This window comes from Streptomyces sp. MK7 (assembly GCF_032658145.1).
GTDB classification, from domain to species: Bacteria; Actinomycetota; Actinomycetes; order Streptomycetales; family Streptomycetaceae; genus Streptomyces; species Streptomyces spiralis.
Genome location: NZ_JAVACL010000001.1, coordinates 580,922 through 601,678, shown reverse-complemented (window position 1 = coordinate 601,678; position 20,757 = coordinate 580,922). Strand labels below are relative to the sequence as shown.

Genomic DNA, 20,757 nt, shown 5'->3' with positions numbered 1-20,757 from the left:
TTTCAAACCTTAGCGGATCTCCTCGGCGATTCCCAATCGGGCCCTGAGTGGATCCGATGCGGGTCGACGAGTCCCTTTCGAATTGAATTCGGACGCGCCGAAAACAACCCGTTCGGGAGATCGTGCTGGTGGTTTGGGGTGCCGCTGGAGCGGCGGGAGGTGCTGCCGGAGAACCGTTAAGGCTCCGCGACAACCCGAAGAACTTTACGGATCCGCGAGAGGGCTGTCAAGCGCCCCCTGTCAAGATCTTTTAGTCGAGGTCGCTGAGCCGTCCGCCGGCGTCCGGCTGGGCCTCCTCGACCCGGCGCAGGAGCCTGGTCAGCACCTCGCCGAGGACCGCGCGCTCCGCGGGGGAGAGGTCCTGGAGGAGGTCACCCTCGAACACCGTCGCCAGCCGCATGGCCTCCAGCCACTTCTCGCGGCCCTCGGGGGTCAGCTCGACGATGACCCGCACACGGTTGGACTCGTCGCGCTCCCGGGTGACCAGGCCCTCCGCGACCATGCGGTCGATTCGGTGGGTCATCGCGGCCGGGGTCAGGCCGAGGCGCTTGGCGAGTTCGCTCGGGCCCAACTGGTAGGGGGCTCCGGAGAGGACCAGCGCCTTGAGGACCTCCCACTCGGCGTTGCTGATGCCGAGGGCGGCGGTCTGCCGGCCGTAGGCGACGTTCATCCGGCGGTTCAGGCGGGAGAGCGCAGAGACGATCTTCTCGACCTGGGGGTCCAGGTCCTGGAACTCGCGCTGGTAGGCGGCGATCTGCTCCTCGAGCGTCGGCTCGGTGTCGATGCCGTCGGTGTCGCCGATGCTGCCGGAGGTCTCACCCATGTCCGCAGTATCGCACGAGGGCGCTGGCATCGAAGTCCTTCGAGGTGTAGTCTTCGATATCGAACTTTAGTTTCGAAGTCTTCGCTTCTAAGTACTGAGGCACTCCAACCATCCGTACCACTACTGGAGAGAGGTGAACGTGACCAGGGCGATGGGCGCAGCGATGCGCCGGATCCACGTGGGCAACGCACTCAGCGCGTTCGGGCTCGGCTTCACCGTCCCCTACCTGTACGTCTATGTGGCGCAGGTGCGGGGCCTGGGAGCCATGACGGCGGGGCTCGTCCTCGCCGTCTTCGCCGTGGCCGCGCTGATCGTGCTGCCGTTCGCCGGCAGGGCGATCGTGCGGCGCGGCCCGCTGCCGGTCCTGCTCGCCGCCCTGGTCATGGCCGCGCTGGGCGCGCTGAGCCTGGGTCTGGCGGGTCATGCGGGGGCCGTCCTGCTATCGGCCGGCGCGCTGGGGGCCGGGCAGGCGGTGATGCAGCCGGCGCTGGCGACGATGATCGTGGACTGCTCGACCACGGAGACGCGGTCGCGGGCGTTCGCGATGCAGTTCTTCCTGCAGAACCTGGGGCTCGGCGTCGGTGGCCTCATAGGCGGTCACCTCGTCGACACCACCCGCGTCTCCTCCTTCACTCTGCTCTTCGCCATCGAGGCGGCGGTGTTCCTGCTGCTGGTGGTGCTGATGGCGACGGTGCGGATGCCGCATGCACCGCGCGTCGAGGAGGCGCCGACCGGCGCCGGACGTTCGGCACGGAGCAGCTGGAGGCAGCTGCTCGGCAACCGGGCCATGGTCCAGCTGTGCGTGCTGGGCTTCGTGCTGTTCTTCGCCTGCTACGGGCAGTTCGAGTCGGGTCTGAGCGCCTACGGCGTGGAGGCCGCCGGGATATCGACGTCGGCGCTGGGGACGGCGCTGGCGGCGAACACGATGATGATCGTGGTGGCGCAGTTCGCGGTGCTGAGGTTCGTCGAGCGGCGCCGGCGGTCGCGGGTGATCGCGGCGGTGGGTGTGATCTGGGCGGTCGCGTGGGGCGCGGCGGCGTACGCGGGGCTCGGGCACGGCAGCCAGGTGATGGCGACGGCCGCGTTCGTGTCGACGTACGCGCTGTTCGGTCTGGGTGAGGCGATGCTGTCGCCGACGCTCGCGCCGCTGGTGGCCGACCTGGCGCCGACGGGCATGGCCGGGCAGTACAACTCGGCGTTCGCCCTGGTGAAGCAGCTCGCGCTGGCGGTCGGGCCGGCGGTGGGCGGCCCGCTGGCCGCATCGCTGCCGGGACCGTATGTGGTGACGTTCCTGGTGTTCTCGCTGGGGATCAGTGTCCTGGCGGTGCGGCTGGGGCGGGGGCTCACCGCCGCACAGGACCAACCGTGGGGCGCGCGCAGCCGGGTGGTGGCGCGCGGTGGAGCGGCCGCTCCGGCGGTCAACGCGGAGGCGTGAGCCTCCTGCCCGACCACAGCGGCGGCCGTCGCCCTTCGGGTGGTGGCCGCCGCTGTGCCGTGTCGTGCGGCTGCGTCCGGTTGTCGTACGGCCGTGTCCCGTCCCGTCGTACGGCCGCTACCCGGCCCACCATGGCCGGCGCGGCCGCTACGGCTGCTTTCTCGGCAGGGTGAACTCGCACCACACCGTCTTTCCGCCGCCCGGGGTCCGGCGGGCGCCCCAGTTGGAGGCGATGGTCGCGACGATGGCGATGCCGCGGCCGGACTCGTCGACGGGTTCGGCGCGGCGACGCCTGGGCAGGTGGTCGTCCCCGTCGGTGACCTCGACGATGAGGCGGCGGTCGGTGCGGCGCAGCCGCAGGCGCATGGGGGGTGTGCCGTGCTGCAGGGAGTTGGCGACGAGTTCGCTGGCCGCGAGGACGCCGAGGTCGTGCAGCTCGGTCGGGAAGCGCCAGCTGGTCAGGACGCCGGAGGCGAAGGCACGCGCGCGGGGGGCCGCTTCCACTCCGCCGAGGAGTTCCAGCGCGGCGTTGCGGAAGAGCTCGCTGTCCGGGCCGGTGCGGGCGGGGTGCTGCAGGACGAGGACGGCCACGTCGTCGTCGTGGTCGGCCTGCACACCGGCCGAGCGGACCAGGCGGTCGCAGACAACCTGTGGGGTGCCGGTGGCTCCGGCCAGGGCGCGCTCCAGGGAGGTGATGCCCTCGTCGAGGTCCTCGTCGCGGCGTTCGACCAGGCCGTCGGTGTAGAGCACCGCGGTGGCGCCGGGACCGAGCGGGACCGAGCCGGAGGAGTGCATCCAGCCGCCGGTGCCCAGCGGGGGGCCGGTGGGTTCGTCGGCGCGCAGCACGGTGCCGTTCTCGTCGCGGACCAAGATCGGCAGGTGGCCTGCGGAGGAGTAGACCAGCCGGCCCTCGTTGGGGTCGTGGACGGCGTAGACGCAGGTCGCGATCTGGTCGGGGTCGATCTCGGCGGCGAGGCCGTCGAGGAGCTGGAGGACCTCGTGGGGCGGCAGGTCAATGCGGGCGTAGGCGCGGACCGCGGTGCGCAGTTGGCCCATGACGGCGGCGGCCCGTACTCCTCGGCCCATGACGTCGCCGATGACGAGAGCGGTGCGTCCGCCGCCGAGGGTGATGACGTCGTACCAGTCGCCGCCGACGGCGGCTTCGGTGCCGCCGGGCTGGTAGGTGGCGGCGATGCGCAGATCGTCGGGCTGTTCGAGGACCTGGGGGAGGAGGGAGCGCTGGAGGGTGACGGCGGTTTCGCGCTGGCGGCGTTCGCTGGCGCGCAGGCGTTCGGCGGCTTCGGCGTGGTCGGTGACGTCGGTGGCGAAGACGAGGACTCCCGAGCCGGCGGTGCGGGACCGGCTCTCGGCCTCACTGACCGGGGTGCAGGTGAAGGTGTAGGAGCGGCCGTCGGGTGCCTTGCGGGACTTCAGGGTGCGGGGCCTGCCGCTGCGCAGGACCTGGTCCAGGAGCGGGAGCAGGCCGAGGTCGCGCAGTTCGGGGAGGGCGTCGCGGGCGGGTTCGCCGAGGGGGCGTGCGCCGAAGGCGGCGGTGTAGGCGTCGTTGACGTAGGCGATGCGGTGGTCACGGCCGTGGACGAGGGCGACGAGGGCGGGGACCCGGTCGAGGACTTCGCGGGCGGGGAGTTCGTCGACGGCGGGCACGGGGGCTGTGCCGTCGGTCAGGTGTTCGGCGCGGGCGGCGGGTACGGAGCCATCGGCCCGGCGGTCGGCGGTGGTGGTGGTGGTGGCGAGTTCGGTCCGCGCTGCGGCGCGGCGCTGTGTGCCGGGGATTCCGGGGAGCCGGGCGCTCCAGCGCGTGAAGTTCACGAATCCTTGCCTCGTGTCTGTCGTCTCAGGCCGGCTCCGGGCCCGGCGGGGGTGTGGGGCCGCGCGGCGGTGACCGCACGTGGTCGCTGCCCCGGGGGGTGCGGCACAGCGGAATGCGTCCTCGGTTCATCGGGGGTGGACGGCCGACCGCCTCCGGTCGTGGACCAGTCTGGCAGTGTGGCCGCCGCGCGCCGACATCCGTGGGACGCCTGGGCGTCCGGTGGAGTTCCTCGGTCCGGTCAGGACGACCCTTTCGGGTTGATGTTCGGGTCGAGAGGATGCTTTCCACCGGCGGCCAGTTCGAACTCCGCGCGGGGATGTTCCAGTGAACCGAGGGAGACGATCTCCCGTTTGAACAGTCCTGCCAGGGTCCACTCGGCGAGCACCCGGGCCTTGCGGTTGACGGTGGGGACCCGGCTGAGGTGGTAGGCGCGGTGCATGAACCAGGCGGGGTAGCCCCTCAGTTTGCGTCCGTAGACCTGTGCGACGCCCTTGTGCAGCCCGAGGGAGGCGACCGAGCCGACGTACTTGTGCGCGTATGTCTGAAGGGGTTCGCCGCGCAGGGAGCGGGCGATGTTGTCGCCGAGGAGCTTGGCCTGGCGCACCGCGTGCTGGGCGTTGGGGGCGGTGTCGGCGCCGGGATCGGCGGCCGTGACGTCGGGGACGGCCGCGGCGTCGCCCGCGGCCCAGGCGTGCTCGACGCCGTCGACGGTCAGCTGCGGGGTGCACTTCAGCCTGCCGCGGGCGTCCAATGGCAGGTCGGTGGCGGCCAGCAGGGGGTGCGGTTTGACGCCGGCGGTCCACACGACGGTACGGGTGGGGAAGCGCTGGCCGTCGCTGAGGACGGCCACGCGGTCGGCGCACGATTCCAGGCGGGTGCCGAGCAGCACCTGGATGTTGCGGCGGCGCAGCTGGGTGACCGTGTAGCGGCCCATCTCCTCGCCGACCTCGGGCAGGATGCGGTCCGAGGCCTCGACGAGGATCCACTTCATGTCCTCGGGTTTGACGTTGTGGTAGTAGCGGGCGGCGTAGCGGGCCATGTCCTCCAGTTCGCCGAGGGCCTCCACGCCGGCGTATCCGCCGCCGACGAAGACAAAGGTGAGGGCGGCGTCGCGGACGGCGGGGTCGCGGGTGGAGGAGGCGATGTCCATCTGTTCGATGACGTGGTTGCGCAGCCCGATGGCCTCCTCGACGGTCTTGAAGCCGATGCCGTAGTCGACGAGGCCGGGGATGGGCAGGGTGCGTGAGACGGCACCGGGCGCGAGGACGAGTTCGTCGTACGTCAGCTGCTCGGTGCCGCCCCGCTCCTCGGTGGCGAGGGTGGTGAGGGTGGCGGTGCGGTGCGCGTGGTCGATGCTCTGGACCTCGCCGGCGACTATGCGGCACTGGTCGAGGACGCGGCGCAGCGGCACGACGACGTGCCGCGGGGAGATCGCGCCGGCGGCCGCCTCGGGAAGGAACGGCTGATACGTCATATAAGGGTCGGGCGTGACAACGGTGATCTCGGCCTCGCCCCGCCTGAGCTCCTGTTTCATCCGCTGCTGCAGGCGCAGGGCCGTGTACATCCCGACGTAGCCGCCACCGACAACGAGAATGCGCGCACGTTCCTTCACCATCCCATGACGCACCCGTGACTGTCGTTTGTCCACAGCCTCGACGAATTGTGTGACCGCGGGCCGGGGCCGCACCGGGTCGGCGAGATCGCCGGAGTGCTGGGAAGCCGTGCAGGTCAGACGGTATCGGGTGGGCCGTGGCAGGGAACGCAATCGGGACGTATGCGGCCCGTACTCCGATCGGGGGGCGCTCTGTGCGGAACCTGCCCCTTCTGAATTGACCCCCTCTCAACTATGTTCGTGTGTCGACGGGGTGTGGGGGATGTGGTCGAACGAGTCCGCGGGGCCTGATCGGGTCCCGGCGAGCGGGGTCGGTCGTGCGTGATCCCCGTTCCGCACACCCCGGATTCAGCGGCGGGGAGTCTCCGGGGGGAGACGTCATTACCGGGGGATCAGTCATGCACACTCAGGACACTCATTGGTCCACAGCGTCCGCCGTCGCACCCGGTGGCGGGGCGATGGGCGCGGCGGCGGGCAACGGGCGCGGGGAGGACGGCCGGTCGGTCCGGACGACACCGCTGCGCGTGGACGCACAGCGCAATCTCGAGCACGTGCTGCGGGCGGCGCGCGAGGTCTTCGGCGAGCTGGGCTACGGCGCGCCGATGGAGGACGTGGCGCGGCGCGCGCGGGTCGGTGTGGGGACGGTGTACCGGCGGTTCCCGAGCAAGGACGTCCTGGTGCGGCGCATAGCCGAGGAGGAAACGGCCCGGCTGACCGACCAGGCGCGGGCCGCGCTCGGCCAGGAGGACGAGCCGTGGTCGGCGCTGTCGCGGTTCCTGCGCACGTCGGTGGCGTCGGGTGCCGGGCGGCTGCTGCCGCCGCAGGTGCTGCGGGTCGGGGTCGCCGAGGACCGTGCCGACGGGGCGCGGGTGCCGCAGCAGCGGATCCAGCCGGGTCCGGGGGAGCTGCGGCTCGTGCCCGACGGGGCCGGGGCGCTCGCGCCGGACGCGGAGGACGACGACGCCGGGGCGGCGGCGCTGCTGGAGGTCGTGGGCCGGCTGGTGGAGCGGGCACGCGCGGCGGGCGAGCTGCGGCCGGACGTGTCGGTCTCGGACGTGCTGCTGGTCATCGCGACGGCGGCGCCCTCGCTCCCGGACGCGGACCAGCAGGCGGCGGCCTCGGCCCGGCTGCTGGACATCCTGCTGGAGGGGTTGCGGTCGCGGCCGGCGTGAGCCGGGAACGGCGCGCGGTGGAGCCACGGTGCGGTGGAGCGACGGTGTGGTGTGGTGGGGTGAGGGAGCGTTCCCGTACGGGTGAATTCCAGTACTGCGTCGCGGCGAGTCCCCACGGACGAGTGGCGGATCCTTCCTGCTGAGTCCTGACCGATCGCCCTGTGGCAGTCTGACCGGGTGACGGGGACGGCTGGGCTGACGGCGGGGACTATCGGCGATGGGCACTGACGGGCGGGGTGCATCACGCGGTGACGACGCGGCGGGTGCGGAAGGTCCGCGCCCGCCGCAGGTACCGCACCAGGATGCGCCCCAGGACCGGCCGCACGTACCGAACCAGGACCGGTCGGCCGGTGCCTCGCGCGGTGGCACGCCCGCCCCGGGCGGTCCCCCGGCCGGGGGTGCCGCACCGGTGTCCGGCAGTGTCCCGGCGCAGCGCGAGCGGCGCGAGGACGGGGTGCTGCCGCCTCCGCGGGAGGTGCCGCCGTCCGACGCCGAGCTGATCGGGTGGATGCGCGGCGGTGACGACACCGCGTACGAGGAGCTGTACCGGCGCCACGCCGGCGCCGTGCGCCGCTATGCCCGCACCTGCTGCCGGGACGCCGACACCGCCGACGACCTCACCGCCGAGGTGTTCGCCCGCATGCTTCAGGCGGTGCGCGGCGGTTCCGGTCCCGAGCACGCCGTACGCGCCTATCTGCTCACCACGGTCCGGCGGGTCGCCGCGCACTGGACGAAGTCGGCCCGGCGCGAGCAACTGGTCGACGACTTCGCGGTGTTCGCCGCGCAGGCCGCCCGCGCCTCCGAGGTGTCCGACGACACCGCACCCGCCGGCTCCTTCGGGGCGGGGCTGGACCTGGGCGCCGATGTGCGTGCCATGCACGAGGCCGAGCAGTCCATGGCCATGCGGGCGTTCCGGTCGCTGCCCGAACGGTGGCAGGCCGTGCTGTGGCACACCGAGGTCCAGGAAGAGTCGCCCAGCCAGGTCGCGCCCCTGTTCGGGCTGGATGCCAACGGCACGCGCGTCCTGGCCAGCCGGGCCCGCGAGGGCCTCAAGCAGGCCTACCTCCAGGCGCATGTGAGCACCGCCCTGACCGAGGACGAGGAGTGCGCCCGCTACGCCGACCAGCTCGGCGGCTACGCCCGCGGCAAGCTGCGCACCCGCGCCGAACGGGGCCTGCGCAAGCACCTGGAGGAGTGCGCCAGGTGCCGGCTGGCGGCCGTCCAGATCGAGGAGGTGGCGAGCGGAATCCCGGCGGTCGTCCCGGTCGCCGTCATCGGCTGGTTCGGCGCCGCCGGATACGCCAAGGCGCTGGGCCTCGTCGCGGGCGGTGCGGGCGCGGCCGGTGCCGCCGGCGCGGCGGGAGCCGCCGTGGCGGCCGGCGGCGGCTCGGCCGGGAGCGGCTCGGCCGGGGGCGGCTCGGCCGGGGGCGCGGCGGCCGGCGCGGGGGCGGGGGCGGCCGCCGCCGGGAGCGGGTCCGGCGGCGGGGCCGGGGCCGGGGGCGGTGCCGCGGCCTCCGAGGGGCTGGGCGCACCGGTGAAGGCAGGTATCGCGGCCGGTGTCGTCGCCGTGGCCGCCGCCGCGGTCGCCTTCGCGCTGGCCGGCCAGGAAGCCCCGGCCGGGAAGCCCGCGGCGGCCCCGCCCTCGTCGCCGGCCGTCAGTCCGCAGCCGCCGACACCCACCCCGCCGAAGCCGACGCCGCCGCCCCGGCCGAAGCCACCGGTGCGCCCCGCCGCGGTTCGTCCGGCGCCCACGCCGACGCACACGCGGCCACCGTCCCCGAAGCCCGCAGCCACGCCGCCGCCCTCGCCCCGGCCGTCCCCGACCCCCACGCCGACACCGACACCGACGCCTCCCCCGCCGCCCGCCTCGGCCGTCTACCAGTGGAACGAACTGGACCACGACATCACCGGTGACGGCACCGGCCCCGAGATGCGGCTGGCCGGCAGCGGCTGGGTGTGGCAGCGCCACAGCCTGTCGATCGCCGGCGAGCGGTACACCCACGGGGTGACCGTCCACGGCCGCTCCTCGGTCACCATCGACCTCAACCGCGCGTGCTCCGCCTACGACGCCCTGGTCGGTGTCGACGATCTGATGGCCGGGCTCGGCAAGGTCACCTTCTCCGTGTACGCCGACGGCGTCCGGCTGTGGAGTTCGAGGACGATCGCGGGCGGCGAACCAGCCGTCCCGGTCCATGTGAACCTCGCCGGCCGCAGCACCGTACGGCTGGCCGTCGAGCCGCACCGCCCCTTCGACACCGTGATGCTCGTGGACTGGGCGCAGTCACGGTTCACCTGCGGGTAGGCACCGGTCACCGCCGCGTGCGGGGTGGGCCCGTACCGCCTGTGCGAGTTCGGCCAGGACGTCGTCCACGGTGAGGGCGGCGCCGCTGGTGCGCTCGGCGGCGCAGCGGTCGGCGGTGAGGGCCGCGCGGGCCTCGGCCTCGATGCGTTCGGCCACCACGCGCTCCTGCATGGGACGGGGGCGGCCGCCGCGCCAGTGGTCGGCGGCGAGCAGTCGGAGCGCGCGCGGCAGCTCGCCGAGGCGGGCCAGCGGCTCGGCCGCCATGTCGACCAGCCCCGCCGTGACCACCTCCGAGCACCGCTGCTCGACGGCCGTGCGGAGCGCGTCGGCCAGCAGCGGCAAACCGTGCTCGGGGCCGGACTCCCCGGCCGCGACGAGGGCGCCGACCGCGCCCAGCATCGCCTCGAACTGCGGCGGCGGGGTGCCGCGCTCGGTCTCCTCACGGGCCGCCTCCCACAGCGCGCGCGCACCCGCCACGTCACCGTCGTCCAGAGCGATCTGCGCCCGCAGCAGCGCCACGAACGCCCGCGAGTCCGCCACCCTGTGCCGCTCGGCCGCCGCACCGGCCTCCTCCAGGGTGCTCAGGGCACCGGCCCGGTCGCCCGAGCGGTAGGCGATCTCGGCGAGCCGTGCGAGAAGGAACGGCGACTCGGCGTGCGCGCCCACCTCGTGGGCGAGCCGCAGCGCCTCCTCGTACTCGCCGCGCGCCTCCTCGAATCGGCCGCGCGCCATGGCCGCCTCGCCGCTCGCGCTGCACACCTGGGCCCGCATCCAGCGGTCGCCCACGCGCCGGCTGAGCCGCCGCAGCTCCGCCAGGTCGTCGTCGACGCCGCGCAGGTTGCCCGGGGAGTCGACGACCATGTGGGTGCGGAACATGAGGGTGACACCGGTCTCCCAGTCCCCGCCGTGGGCACGGCAGTTGGCGACGGCCTTGTCCATGGCGGGCCGGATGTCGTCCGGGGTGCTCGTGTAGTAGACGGTCAGCGGCCAGATGATGCCGGGCATCCGGGCCGCCCGGGGACCGCCGGCCTCGAAGGCGGCCCGGACGCGGGTGACGTACCGCTGGAACCGCTCGCCGCGCACCTCGTCCGGCGGCTGGGACTCGGAGATCAGGAACAGGTGCAGCATCCGCAGGTCCATGCGCAGGGCGTGCAGCGGGTGGCCCGTCCCCCGTCCGGGGCGTCGAGGAGGACGTCCACGGGGTCGGCACCGGCGGCGGGGGCCGGGAGTCCGGGGCCGCTGCCGGCCGGGGCCGGTCCGTCCGATGCGCCGGCCGAGCAGGCTCCGGGGGCGTCGGCGGCGTCGCGCGCGGCGCCCAGGCTCAGGACGCGCTGTGCCCACTCGATGGCCTCCCGGCGGTAGTTGCGCAGCCACCAGAACCAGCCCATGGCGAGGACGAGTGCGCCCGCTTCCTCCTCGTCGCCGGCCGCGAGGGCGCGGTCGAGGGCCGCGCGGATGTTGTCCAGCTCGTTCTCCAGCCGGGCTATCCACGGCAGCTGGGCCGCCGACCGCAGCAGCGGTTCGGCCTTCTCGACGAGTGCGCGCACCCACGAGCGGTGTCTGCGTTCGGCGGCGGCGCGCAGCTCGGGAACCTCGGCGGCGCGCTCGACGGCGTACTCGTGGATGGTCTCCAGCATCCGGTAGCGCATGCCGCCTTCGCCGTCGGCCGGGGTCGCCACGATCAGGGACTTGTCGACGAGCGCCCCGACGAGGTCCGCCGCCGGGCCGGTGCACACGGCCTCGGCGGCGGCCAGGTCCCAGCCGCCGGCGAAGACGGACACCTCGCGCAGCGCCGTCCGCTCCCGCTCGTCGAGCAGGTCCCAGGACCAGTCGACGACGGCCCGCGGGGTCTGCTGGCGGGGCAGGACCGTGCGGCTGCCGGCGGTGAGCAGCCGGAAGCGGTCGTCGAGCCGGTCGGCGATCTGCCGGGGGGTGAGCAGCCGCAGTCGCGCGGCGGCCAGCTCGATGGCCAGGGGCAGGCCGTCGAGGCGGCGGCAGATCTCCGCGACGGCCTCCTCGTCGCCGAGCACGTCGGCACCGTCGGGACGGGCGGCGGCGGCACGCTCGGCGAAGAGGCGGTGCGCCTGGTCGGGCAGCAGCGGCTCGACCGGGCGCACCAACTCACCGGGCACTCCCAGGGGTTCACGGCTGGTGGCGAGAATCGTGAGCCCCGGGCAGCGGGTGAGGAGGGTCTCGGCGAGGTCGGCGGCGGCGCCGATGACATGTTCGCAGTTGTCAAGGACCAGGAGTTCACCGCGCGGCCCCTCCGTGCATGCCCGTGTACCGGGACATGCCGGTGCCCTGGTCGTCGTCCTCCGCCTGGGTGACGCCCAGGATTCTGTACCGCACCGGCTCATTGTCACCGGGTGCGGGGAGCGAGGCACGGAGTTTGTCGCCGGGGCGCCTCGGCCGGGACCGGACGATCCCCCAGCCGGACACCCCGGTATGAGTCCGTGGAAGGTTCCCGGTACCGCCGTACCGCACCGCCCGTCGCCGCCAGCCGCCAGCCACCGGCCACCATCCGCCACCGGAGGTCGTTCGAGTCACAGGAAGTGGGGGTGGGTCGACATCGCCAGGTCATCCCCCGGACGCCAGCGCCCCCCTCTGCGGCGCGATCCCCGCGGGTACCGCGCGTGCGCGCGCGGGTGTGCCGGTCCAGCAGGTTCCCCGGCGGGCCAGCAGGCGCCGTAGCCACACCTCCAGGGACACCAGGTCGGCCAGCCCGTCCAGGGGCAGCGGCTCTCCCTCCGCCGCCGCCCGCAGGGCCTTGCGGACCACCCGCGCCTCCACCAGGCCGGCCTCCGCGAGCAAGGGGGTCGCGAACAGGGCCATCAGGTCGTCCACGGCCACGCGCAGGCCCGCGCGGGCCGCGACCGCCGACGGAGCGTGCGAAGGGGCTCCCCAGCCGGGGGGCAGCTCGCTCACTCCGGCGCCCTCCAGGACCGTGCGCAGGATGGCGGCCCGCGCCCCCGGCCGCACCCGCAGCGCCTCCGGCAGGACGCGGGCGGCGCGGACCACCTGGTTGTCGAGGAACGGGGCGTGCAGGCGCTGGGAGCGGATCTCCGCGGCCTGCTCCAGGACCCGTAGGTCCGCGGCATGTCTGGCCAGGGCCGCACGCGCGCGGTAGTCCCCCGGCCGCTGGCCCGGACCGACCGTCGAACGGCCCGTCGCGCCCTGCAGGCGAACCGATACTTCAGCCAGTGCCTCACCGGTCAGCCAGCGTGCCGCGGGCCCGGGTCTGGCCCAGGTGAGCGCCGCCAGCGAGGCCCCCACCGCGCCCGAGGGTTCGTCGAAGCGGCGTTGCAGCAGCCGCTCGGCGAGCGCCTCCAGTCCCGCGCGGTAGGACGTCCGCGCCAGCCGCCGCGCCGCGCTGTACACGCGCGCGGGGACCATCACCGACCCGTCGGCCTTGGCGAGCGCGGCGACGGGCCGGACCAGGTGGCGCCGGCGGCGGTCCATCAGCAGGTCGGCCAGGCGCGCGGGATGGGCGTCGAGCACCTGCCGGGCGCCGTGGCCGGTGAAATGGTCCGCGCTGCCCGAGGCCAGGCGCGCGCGGTGGCGTGCCGCCGTGACCAGCGACGGCCCGGGTTCGTCGGTCAGCGGCCCCTCCAGGTCGGCGTACGGGAGCGCCTCCTCGCCGCCGGTCACCACGACGTGGTGCAGGCGCGGATTGGCGGCGAGCGCCCCGGCCCGCTCCAGCTCGGCCTCCCGCCCGCCGACGGCGAGGTCGTTGAAGGTGACGGCGAGCAGGCGCTCGCCGGCGCCGGTGCCGTGGCCCAGGAGCGTGCCGGGGTTGCCCGGCAGGCCCGCCGCCAGCAGTGCGAGCGTTCCGGATGCCGGGCCGCCGGACAGGTCCGCGCCGATGCCCGGCGCCGGCATGCCGCGGGCCGCGCGGCGCTCGGCCGGCCCCATGCCGGGCACCGGGCCGGGGTCGATCTCGGGCACATGGCGGGGCGCGGACAGCCGGACGCGCACGGCCTCGACAAGGGCGTCGCGCACCGCGCCGACCGCGCTGTCGGGGTCGGCCGGGGGCGCCGCGACCGCGAGCGAGGCGACCGGCTCGTACCCGGCGACCTCGCGCGCCCCGGCTCGCAGGATCAGCGCGTGCCCCGGCGGGATGCGCCGTACGCCCTCGTACGGAGTGGAGTCGTGCAGCGCCGCCGGTACGTCGGGGGCGGCGAGCAGGGCGGCGAGGTGCCCGAAGTCGAGGTTGGCCTCGACGAGGTCGGCCAGCGGCAGCGCGGCGGTCGCGTACGCCGTGCCACCGGCCCAGGGGGTGTGGAAGACCGGGCGGGCGCCCGCGAGATCGCCGCAGACGGTGATGCGGCGGCCCACCTGGACCACCGCCGTGTAGCTGCCGGGCCAGGCGGTCAGATGGCGCAGCGCGCCCCCGCGCGCGGCGAGCAGACCGACCCGCAGCTGCTCGTCCGAGGCGCCGCAGATGCCGAGCACGGCGATCCTGGTCTGCGCGTCGACCCGCACCAGCCGGACCTCGTCCGGACGCCAGTCGCCGACCGCCCACAACGGGTCGGGGTCGCCCCACAGGAGCTGGGAACCCACCGGGTGCACGGTCTCCCCGTCGTACCCGGTGGCGCCCGCGGAGCCGATCCGGTCGGGGCCCGCGGCGGTGCTGCTCCAACCCACCAACCACCGCATCGACGCCTCCACGGACTGTGGACAACCAGTGCACCGAATGAACCGGGTCACCATGCTGCCACGAAGGAGGCGCGCCGGAGGGGAGGCGGCGCCGCCTTCGATCCGCGGTGCGCGCCCCCGCGCGCCTGCCGGGAAGATGGCGAACGCCCGTACCGGGCACGGCCGCTGCGACCTGAATGCGCCCCCTGATGCGCTCCCCTCAACACCCCGTGCGCCGTCAAGTACCGTGGTAGGAGGCGTAATTGGCGGCGGAAAGCGGGGTCGGTTTTCGGCCAAATCCTCGTCGGGGGCACGGGCGCGCGCACGCTCCGTACATGCTCTGCGCAGCGCGCGGACAACGCACGGTCCGGGAGGCGGAGTTCGCCTCCCGGACCGTTCCGCCGCCCGCGGGGATGAAGGCGGCGGTGTCCCCCAGCCCACTGGATCCAGTACAGCGGGCCGACCCACGCAGGGACCATGGAACCGCTCCCCCGATGGCCGGAGAAGAGCGCACGGACGGGCGCACGGCCACACAACGGGGGCACGCCGCAACCGTCCGTGCAGGGCCCGTACTTCCGTACGGGCCACAATCCCGCCATCCGGAAGAATGCCCCTTAACGCTTGGGATGCGGCGAACTACGCTGGGTTTACGAATGCCGCGTGGTTATGCCAGCGCGGCGGCCGTCTGTGTCGAGGGGTGGCGCATGTCCAGGGAGCAACGCGGGCCGAACGAAAAGCTCGGCGCCGTTCTCGCCCTCGCGGGAATCAGCAACGCAGGACTCGCGCGGCGCGTCAACGACCTCGGCGCCCAACGCGGGTTGACGCTTCGCTACGACAAGACCTCGGTGGCGCGCTGGGTGTCGAAGGGGATGGTGCCGCAGGGAGCGGCGCCGCACCTCATCGCGGCCGCCATCGGCCAGAAGCTCGGCCGCCCGGTGCCGCTCCACGAGATCGGCCTGGCGGACGCGGATCCCGCACCCGAAGTGGGCCTCGCCTTCCCCAGGGACGTGGGCCAGGCGGTGAAGTCGGCGACGGAGCTGTACCGGCTCGACCTCGCCGGCCGCCGGGCCGGCTCCGGCGGCATCTGGCAGTCGCTCGCCGGATCGTTCGCAGTGACCGCATACGCGACGCCCGCCTCCCGATGGCTGATAACCCCGGCCGACAGCTCGGTGGCGCGCGAGGCGGCAGGGGCGGAGGGCTCGGGCGCACCGATCAAAGTCGGCCACAGCGATGTGCGGAAGCTGCGGGAGGCCGCCGAGGACGCCAGGCGCTGGGACTCCAAGTACGGAGGCGGCGACTGGCGTTCGTCGATGGTGCCCGAGTGTTTACGGGTGGAGGCGGCACCCCTGCTGCTCGGTTCGTACTCCGACGAGGTCGGCCGCGCCCTGTTCGGGGCGTCCGCCGAACTGACCCGCCTCGCCGGGTGGATGGCCTTCGACACCGGCCAGCAGGAGGCCGCGCAGCGGTACTACATCCAGGCGCTGCGCCTGGCCCGCGCGGCGGCCGACGTGCCGCTGGGGGGATACGTCCTGGCGTCGATGTCGTTGCAGGCGACCTACCGCGGCTTCGGCGACGAGGGCGTCGACCTGGCGCAGGCCGCCCTGGAGCGCAACCGCGGCCTGGCCACGGCCCGCACCATGAGTTTCTTCCGCCTCGTCGAGGCACGCGCCCACGCGCGCGCGGGAGACGCCCAGGCCGCCGGCGCGGCCCTGAAGGCCGCCGAGGGCTGGCTGGAGCGGTCCCGAGAGGGCGACAACGACCCGACCTGGCTCGGCTTCTACGGCTACGACCGGTTCGCCGCCGACGCCGCGGAGTGCTACCGCGACCTGAAGGCGCCCCGCCAGGTCCGCCGCTTCACCGAGCAGGCGCTGTCGAAGCCGACGGAGGAGTTCGTGCGCTCGCACGGCCTGCGGCTGGTCGTCTCCGCGGTCGCCGAACTGGAGTCGGGCAACCTGGACGCGGCCTGCGAGCAGGGCGTACGGGCCGTGGAGGTCGCCGGGCGCATCTCCTCGGCGCGCACCACCGAGTACGTCAAGGACCTCCTGCACCGGCTGGAGCCCTACGGCGACGAGCCCCGCGTGGCCGAGCTGCGGGAGCGGGCACGGCCCCTGCTGATGGCCCCGGCCTGAGCCGGCGGGGCCGACGACCCCGGCCTGGGCCGGAGGGGGGATGGGACGTCGGGGCCGGCTCCCGGTTTGAGGGCATTGTCAGTGGCGCAGTGCACTATCGGAACCGGGAGGTGGAGCGGGTGCGGCCGGACATCGCTTACGACTGTGACGTGCTGGTGATCGGAGGCGGGATCGTCGGCCTGGCGACGGCGTACGCGATCACACGCGCCGCGCCGGGCACCCGCGTGACCGTACTGGAGAAGGAACCGGGCCCGGCCCGGCACCAGACGGGACGCAACAGCGGCGTGATCCACAGCGGGATCTACTACCGGCCGGGCTCCCTGAAGGCGCGGTACGCGGTGCGGGGCGCCGCAGAGATGGTCAAGTTCTGCGCGGAGTACGGCATCGCGCACGCCGTCACGGGCAAGCTGATCGTCGCCACGGAGCGTCAGGAGCTGCCGCGGCTGCACGCACTGGTGCAGCGCGGCCGGGAGAACGGCATCCCGGTGCGGGAGCTGGGCGCGTCCCAGATCGGGGAGTACGAGCCGGAGGTGCGCGGACTGGCCGCCATCCACGTGGGGACGACGGGGATCTGCGACTACGTGGCGGTGGCGCGGCGGCTGGCGGACGCGTCCGGCGCGGAGATCCGCTACGGGGCGCACGTCGTGCGGGTGGACCGGCGGCCCGAGCTGGGGGTGGCCGTCCGTACGGCGCGCGGGGACGTCGTACGCGCGCGCGTCCTGGTCAACTGCGCGGGGCTGCGGTGCGACGAGGTGGCCCGGCTGACCGGGGACGAGCCGGGCGTGCGGATCGTGCCGTTCCGGGGGGAGTACTACGAGCTGGCCCGCCCGGAGCTGGTGCGCGGGCTGGTGTATCCGGTGCCGGATCCGGCGTTCCCGTTCCTCGGGGTGCATCTGACCCGGGGCATCGACGGAGGCGTCCACATCGGGCCGAACGCGGTGCCCGCGCTGGCCCGGGAGGGGTACGGCTGGGGGGTCGTACGCCCCCGGGAGCTGGCGGGGACGCTGAGCTGGCCCGGCGCATGGCGGATGGCACGGCGGCACTGGCGGTACGGGACCGGGGAAATGCGGCGGTCGCTGTCCAAGGCGGCGTTCACGGAGGCGGTACGCAGGCTGCTGCCGGGCGTGGCGGAGGACGATCTGGTGCCGGCGGCCGCCGGCGTACGGGCGCAGGCCGTCCTGCGGGACGGGACGCTGGTGGACGACTTCCTGATCCGGGAGGGGGCGCGGACGGTGCACGTCCTCAACGCGCCCTCTCCGGCGGCGACGGCCTCGCTGCCGATCGGGCGTGAGGTGGCGAGGAGGGCGCTGGAGGTGCTGGCTTCGGCGAGGTGACGGCGGAGGTCGGGAGGTGACGGCGGAGGAGAGGTCGGAAGGTGACGGCGGAGGTCGGTGAGGTGTTCGACCGGACGGGCCGGTTCCGGCTGCCCTGCCCGTAAACTCGGTTTCACTGTGTCTGATGTGTCTGACTCCCTGAACCTGTCTCCAGCTCCCGGGTCCCCGCACGTCCCCGGTGTGTCCGTTCGGCATACCCGGGCCAAGGGGGAGCCGAGGTTTCCCGACGGGCCCAAGGCCGATCCGGCCGGGTCGCACTTCGAGCGGCGGATCCGCAGCTTCCAGCCGCGGCGGAGCCGGGTGACCGCCGGGCAGGCGGACGCCCTGCAGCGGCTGTGGCCCAAGTGGGGGCTGGACATCGACGGGCATCGGGTGCTGGACCTGGCCGAGCTGTTCGGCAACGCCCGTCCCGTCGTGCTGGAGATCGGGTTCGGGATGGGCGAGGCCACCGCTCGGATGGCCGCCGCGGACCCGGACACCAACGTGCTCGCCGTCGACGTGCACACCCCGGGCCAGGGCAACCTGCTGGCCCTCGCCGACCGCGACGGGCTCACCAACGTCCGGGTCGGCAACGGCGACGCGATCATCCTGCTGCGCGAGATGCTCACCCCCGACTCCCTGGACGGGCTGCGCGTCTACTTCCCCGACCCCTGGCCCAAGAAGCGGCACCACAAGCGGCGGCTGGTCCAGCCGGAGTTCCTGACACTGGCCGCCACCCGGCTGAAGCCCGGAGCGGTCCTGCACTGCGCGACCGACTGGGAGCCGTACGCCGAGCAGATGCTCGACGTGCTGACGGCGCACCCGGACTACGAGAACACACAGCCCGACGGCGGCTTCGCGCCACGCCCCGCCTTCCGGCCGCTGACCCGTTTCGAGGGCCAGGGACTGGACAAGGGACATGTGGTGAACGATCTTCTCTTCCGTCGCGTACAGCACGGTGTTCCCGGCTGACGAGCCTGTTCCCGTTCCCCGTTGGCAACGAGGCACCGTCGCGCGGCGGCGCCCTCCCTCGTTAGGGTCAATCACGTGGCCACCTGTCCTCCGTACCCGACGCAGCCCAGCGGCAGCGGCCCGGCCCCCGTCGGCGGCCGGCCGCCCCACGCGCACTGGTGGCAGCGACGACGGGTGCGGTACGGCGCCCTCGCCGCCCTGCTCGCGCTGTCCGGGCTCGTCATCCTCGCCCTCGTCCGCCGGCAGACCGGCACGGAGGGGTTCCTGGTGGGGCTCGGGCTGGCCGTCCTGCCCGTACCGCTGCTGGTGGCCGCCTTCCGCTGGCTGGACCGGGTCGATCCCGGGCCCTGGCGGAACATGGTGTTCGCCTTCGCCTGGGGCGCCTGCGCGGCGGCCCTGATAGCGATCGTCGCCAACAGTTTCGCGACGAAGTGGATAGCGACGGCGACCGCCGACCCGGCGAGCGCGGACACCCTCGGTGCGACGGTGATAGCGCCGATCGTGGAGGAGTCCGCGAAGGCCGCCGCCGTACTGCTGGTCTTCCTCTTCCGCAGACGCGACTTCACCGGCATCGTCGACGGGGTGGTCATAGCCGGGGTGACCGCGACCGGCTTCGCGTTCACCGAGAACATCCTCTATCTGGGCACCGCCTTCGGCGCCGACCAGATGGCCGGCGGCCGGGGCATCGCCTCCGTCACCGCGGCGACCTTCTTCGTGCGCGTGGTCATGTCACCGTTCGCGCATCCCCTGTTCACCGTCCTGACCGGCATCGGCTTCGGCATCGCCGCGACACTGACCGGGGAGCGCCGACGCCTGCGGCGCCTGCTGCTGCCACCGGCCGGGCTGCTGCTCGCGATGGGCATGCACGCGTTCTGGAACGGCTCGTCCACCTTCGGCGAGTTCGGCTTCTTCGCGGTCTACGGCGCCTTCATGGTGCCCGCGTTCGGGCTGCTGACCTGGCTGGTCGTCTGGACCCGGCAGCGCGAGCTGCGGGCCGTCCGCGAGGAGCTGCCCGCGTACGCCGCCGCCGGGTGGCTCACGCCGGCCGAGCCGTTCGCCCTGGGCTCGATGCGGGCCCGCCGGCTGGCCCGCGACTACGCCGGACACCATCTCGGCAAGCCGGCGGCCCGGACCGTCGCCCAGTACGAGACGTACGCGACCTCGTTGGCCTTCCTGCGCCGCCGGGGGCGCCTCGGACGGGCCGGGGCCGACTTCGCCGTACGGGAGCGTGAGCTCCTCCACGAGATGTGGCGACGGCGCGAGGTGGCCCAGCCCGCGCTCGACTACGCGGCCCGGATGACCGCCCCGCCGGTGCGGGTCGTGGCACCGCCCTGGCCCGTGTACGGGGTGTACGGGCAGTCCCAGAGGTACGCGCACGGGGCGTACACGCAACCGAACGGGCCCGGCCTGCACGGGCCCGGCCTGCCGGGGGCCGGTTCGCCCGGGCCGGGGCACGGCACCGGTGCGCCCGGGCCGGTGGCGCCGTACCCCGCGTACGGCCCGTACAACCCCTACAGAACTCAGCCGTAGGGCGGCGGCGCGGGCCGGAGGCTCAGGCCGACGCCCTGGTCAGCTGTGCGATCTCGGCGTCCGTCAGGCGCAGCTCCGCCACCGCCAGCAGCGCCGGGAGCTGTTCCACCGTCCGGGCCGAGGCGATCGGGGCGGCCACCGTCGGCTCGGCCGCGAGCCAGGCCAGGGCCACCGTGGCGACCTCGGCGTCATGGGCACGGGCGACCTCGTCGAGGGCGGCGAGCACCTTCCGGCCGCGCTCGGTCTCGAGGTGCTTGGCCGCGCCCTGCGCCCGCGCGCTGTCCACCGTCGCACCGGGCCGGTACTTGCCGGTCAGGAAGCCGGAGGCCAGCGCGAAGTACGGCACGGCGGCCAGGCCGTACCGCTCGGCGACGTCCCGCAGCGCGCCCTCGTAGGTGTCGCGCGAGACGAGGTTGTAGTGCGGCTGGAGCACCGCGTACCGGGCGAGGCCCTCGCGGTCGGAGAAGTCCAGGGAGGCCTGGAGCCGCTCGGCGGAGATGTTGGAGGCCGCGATGTGCCGCACCTTGCCCGCCCTCACCAGCTCGTCGAGCGCGCCGATGATCTCCTCGACCGGCACCTCGGGCTTGTCGAAGTGGGTGTAGTACAGGTCGATGTAATCGGTGCCCAGGCGCTTGAGGGAGGCGTCGGCCGCGGCCTTGATGTTCGCGGCGGACAGGCCCTGGAAGTCCGGGTGCTGGCTGACCTTGGTCGCGATGACGACGTCGGAGCGGTTGCCGCGCTCCTTGATCCACTGACCGATGATCGTCTCGGACTCGCCGCCCTTGTTGCCCTCCACCCACGCCGAGTAGGAGTCGGCGGTGTCGATGAAGTTGCCGCCGGCGGCCGTGTAGGCGTCCAGGACGGCGAAGGACTGCGTCCGGTCGGCGGTCCAGCCGAAGACGTTCCCGCCGAGGGCGAGCGGGAAGACCTCGAGATCGGACGAACCGAGCTTGCGTAGAGAAGTCATGCAGGACATCAACGGCCAGGTTGGAGGAGCGCATTC

12 protein-coding genes and 1 pseudogene are annotated in these 20,757 nt (G+C 73.8%); 7 read left to right on the top strand and 6 right to left on the bottom strand.

The window, feature by feature from the left end; genetic code table 11:
* Positions 1-250: 250 nt before the first annotated feature.
* Positions 251-802: a MarR family transcriptional regulator gene (locus tag R2S09_RS02715; protein WP_316739595.1), complete on the bottom strand. Its 552-nt coding sequence runs from the start codon at positions 800-802 to the stop codon at positions 251-253.
* 184 nt (positions 803-986) lie between these two features.
* Between R2S09_RS02715 and R2S09_RS02710 the strand changes: the two genes are divergently transcribed.
* A complete protein-coding gene (locus R2S09_RS02710) occupies positions 987-2,258 on the top strand; it encodes an MFS transporter (protein ID WP_316739594.1) in 1,272 nt (423 codons plus the stop codon).
* Positions 2,259-2,405: 147 nt separating this feature from the next.
* Here the strand turns inward: R2S09_RS02710 and R2S09_RS02705 are convergent, their stop codons facing one another.
* Together R2S09_RS02705 and R2S09_RS02700 are read right to left on the bottom strand one after the other, a co-directional pair.
* Entirely contained in the window at positions 2,406-4,088 is a 1,683-nt protein-coding gene (locus tag R2S09_RS02705) for a SpoIIE family protein phosphatase (protein WP_316739569.1), read from the bottom strand.
* 239 nt (positions 4,089-4,327) lie between these two features.
* Positions 4,328-5,704 (bottom strand): NAD(P)/FAD-dependent oxidoreductase, encoded by a 1,377-nt coding sequence (locus tag R2S09_RS02700; protein WP_306190558.1) that lies wholly within the window; start codon positions 5,702-5,704, stop codon positions 4,328-4,330.
* 395 nt (positions 5,705-6,099) lie between these two features.
* Here R2S09_RS02700 and R2S09_RS02695 point away from each other — a divergent pair, with 395 nt between their 5' ends.
* Both R2S09_RS02695 and R2S09_RS02690 read left to right on the top strand, forming a co-directional pair.
* The gene (locus R2S09_RS02695) at positions 6,100-6,873 is read left to right on the top strand and encodes a TetR/AcrR family transcriptional regulator (RefSeq protein WP_306190559.1); all 774 of its coding nucleotides are present in this window, start codon (positions 6,100-6,102) and stop codon (positions 6,871-6,873) included.
* A gap of 217 nt (positions 6,874-7,090) precedes the next feature.
* On the top strand, positions 7,091-9,175 hold the full coding sequence (locus tag R2S09_RS02690; RefSeq protein WP_316739568.1) for a sigma-70 family RNA polymerase sigma factor: 2,085 nt from the start codon (positions 7,091-7,093) through the stop codon (positions 9,173-9,175).
* Here the strand turns inward: R2S09_RS02690 and R2S09_RS02685 are convergent.
* Both R2S09_RS02685 and R2S09_RS02680 read right to left on the bottom strand, forming a co-directional pair.
* Positions 9,155-11,436 (bottom strand): annotated as a pseudogene (locus tag R2S09_RS02685) (ATP-binding protein); the annotation flags it as partial. The gene R2S09_RS02690 and the pseudogene R2S09_RS02685 sit on opposite strands and share 21 nt — an antisense overlap.
* Positions 11,437-11,752: 316 nt before the next feature.
* Positions 11,753-13,831, bottom strand: a complete 2,079-nt coding sequence (locus R2S09_RS02680) for an asparagine synthase-related protein (protein ID WP_316739566.1) — start codon at positions 13,829-13,831, stop codon at positions 11,753-11,755.
* Between the two features lie 683 nt (positions 13,832-14,514).
* On the opposite strand from R2S09_RS02680, the gene R2S09_RS02675 reads away from it, so the two are divergent.
* The 4 genes from R2S09_RS02675 (at position 14,515) to R2S09_RS02660 (ending at position 19,754) form a co-directional block, all read left to right on the top strand.
* Positions 14,515-15,939: an MFS transporter gene (locus R2S09_RS02675; RefSeq protein ID WP_306190562.1), complete on the top strand. Its 1,425-nt coding sequence runs from the start codon at positions 14,515-14,517 to the stop codon at positions 15,937-15,939.
* A gap of 89 nt (positions 15,940-16,028) precedes the next feature.
* Positions 16,029-17,273: an L-2-hydroxyglutarate oxidase gene (gene lhgO, locus R2S09_RS02670; RefSeq protein WP_316739564.1), complete on the top strand. Its 1,245-nt coding sequence runs from the start codon at positions 16,029-16,031 to the stop codon at positions 17,271-17,273.
* A 126-nt stretch (positions 17,274-17,399) separates the two neighbouring features.
* Positions 17,400-18,224 (top strand): tRNA (guanosine(46)-N7)-methyltransferase TrmB, encoded by an 825-nt coding sequence (gene trmB, locus R2S09_RS02665; RefSeq protein ID WP_316739593.1) that lies wholly within the window; start codon positions 17,400-17,402, stop codon positions 18,222-18,224.
* A 75-nt stretch (positions 18,225-18,299) separates the two neighbouring features.
* Positions 18,300-19,754: a PrsW family intramembrane metalloprotease gene (locus tag R2S09_RS02660; RefSeq protein WP_316739562.1), complete on the top strand. Its 1,455-nt coding sequence runs from the start codon at positions 18,300-18,302 to the stop codon at positions 19,752-19,754.
* Positions 19,755-19,776: 22 nt separating this feature from the next.
* Here the strand turns inward: R2S09_RS02660 and R2S09_RS02655 are convergent, their stop codons facing one another.
* Positions 19,777-20,721 (bottom strand): aldo/keto reductase, encoded by a 945-nt coding sequence (locus tag R2S09_RS02655; RefSeq protein ID WP_316739560.1) that lies wholly within the window; start codon positions 20,719-20,721, stop codon positions 19,777-19,779.
* Between the last annotated feature and the right edge of the window lie 36 nt (positions 20,722-20,757).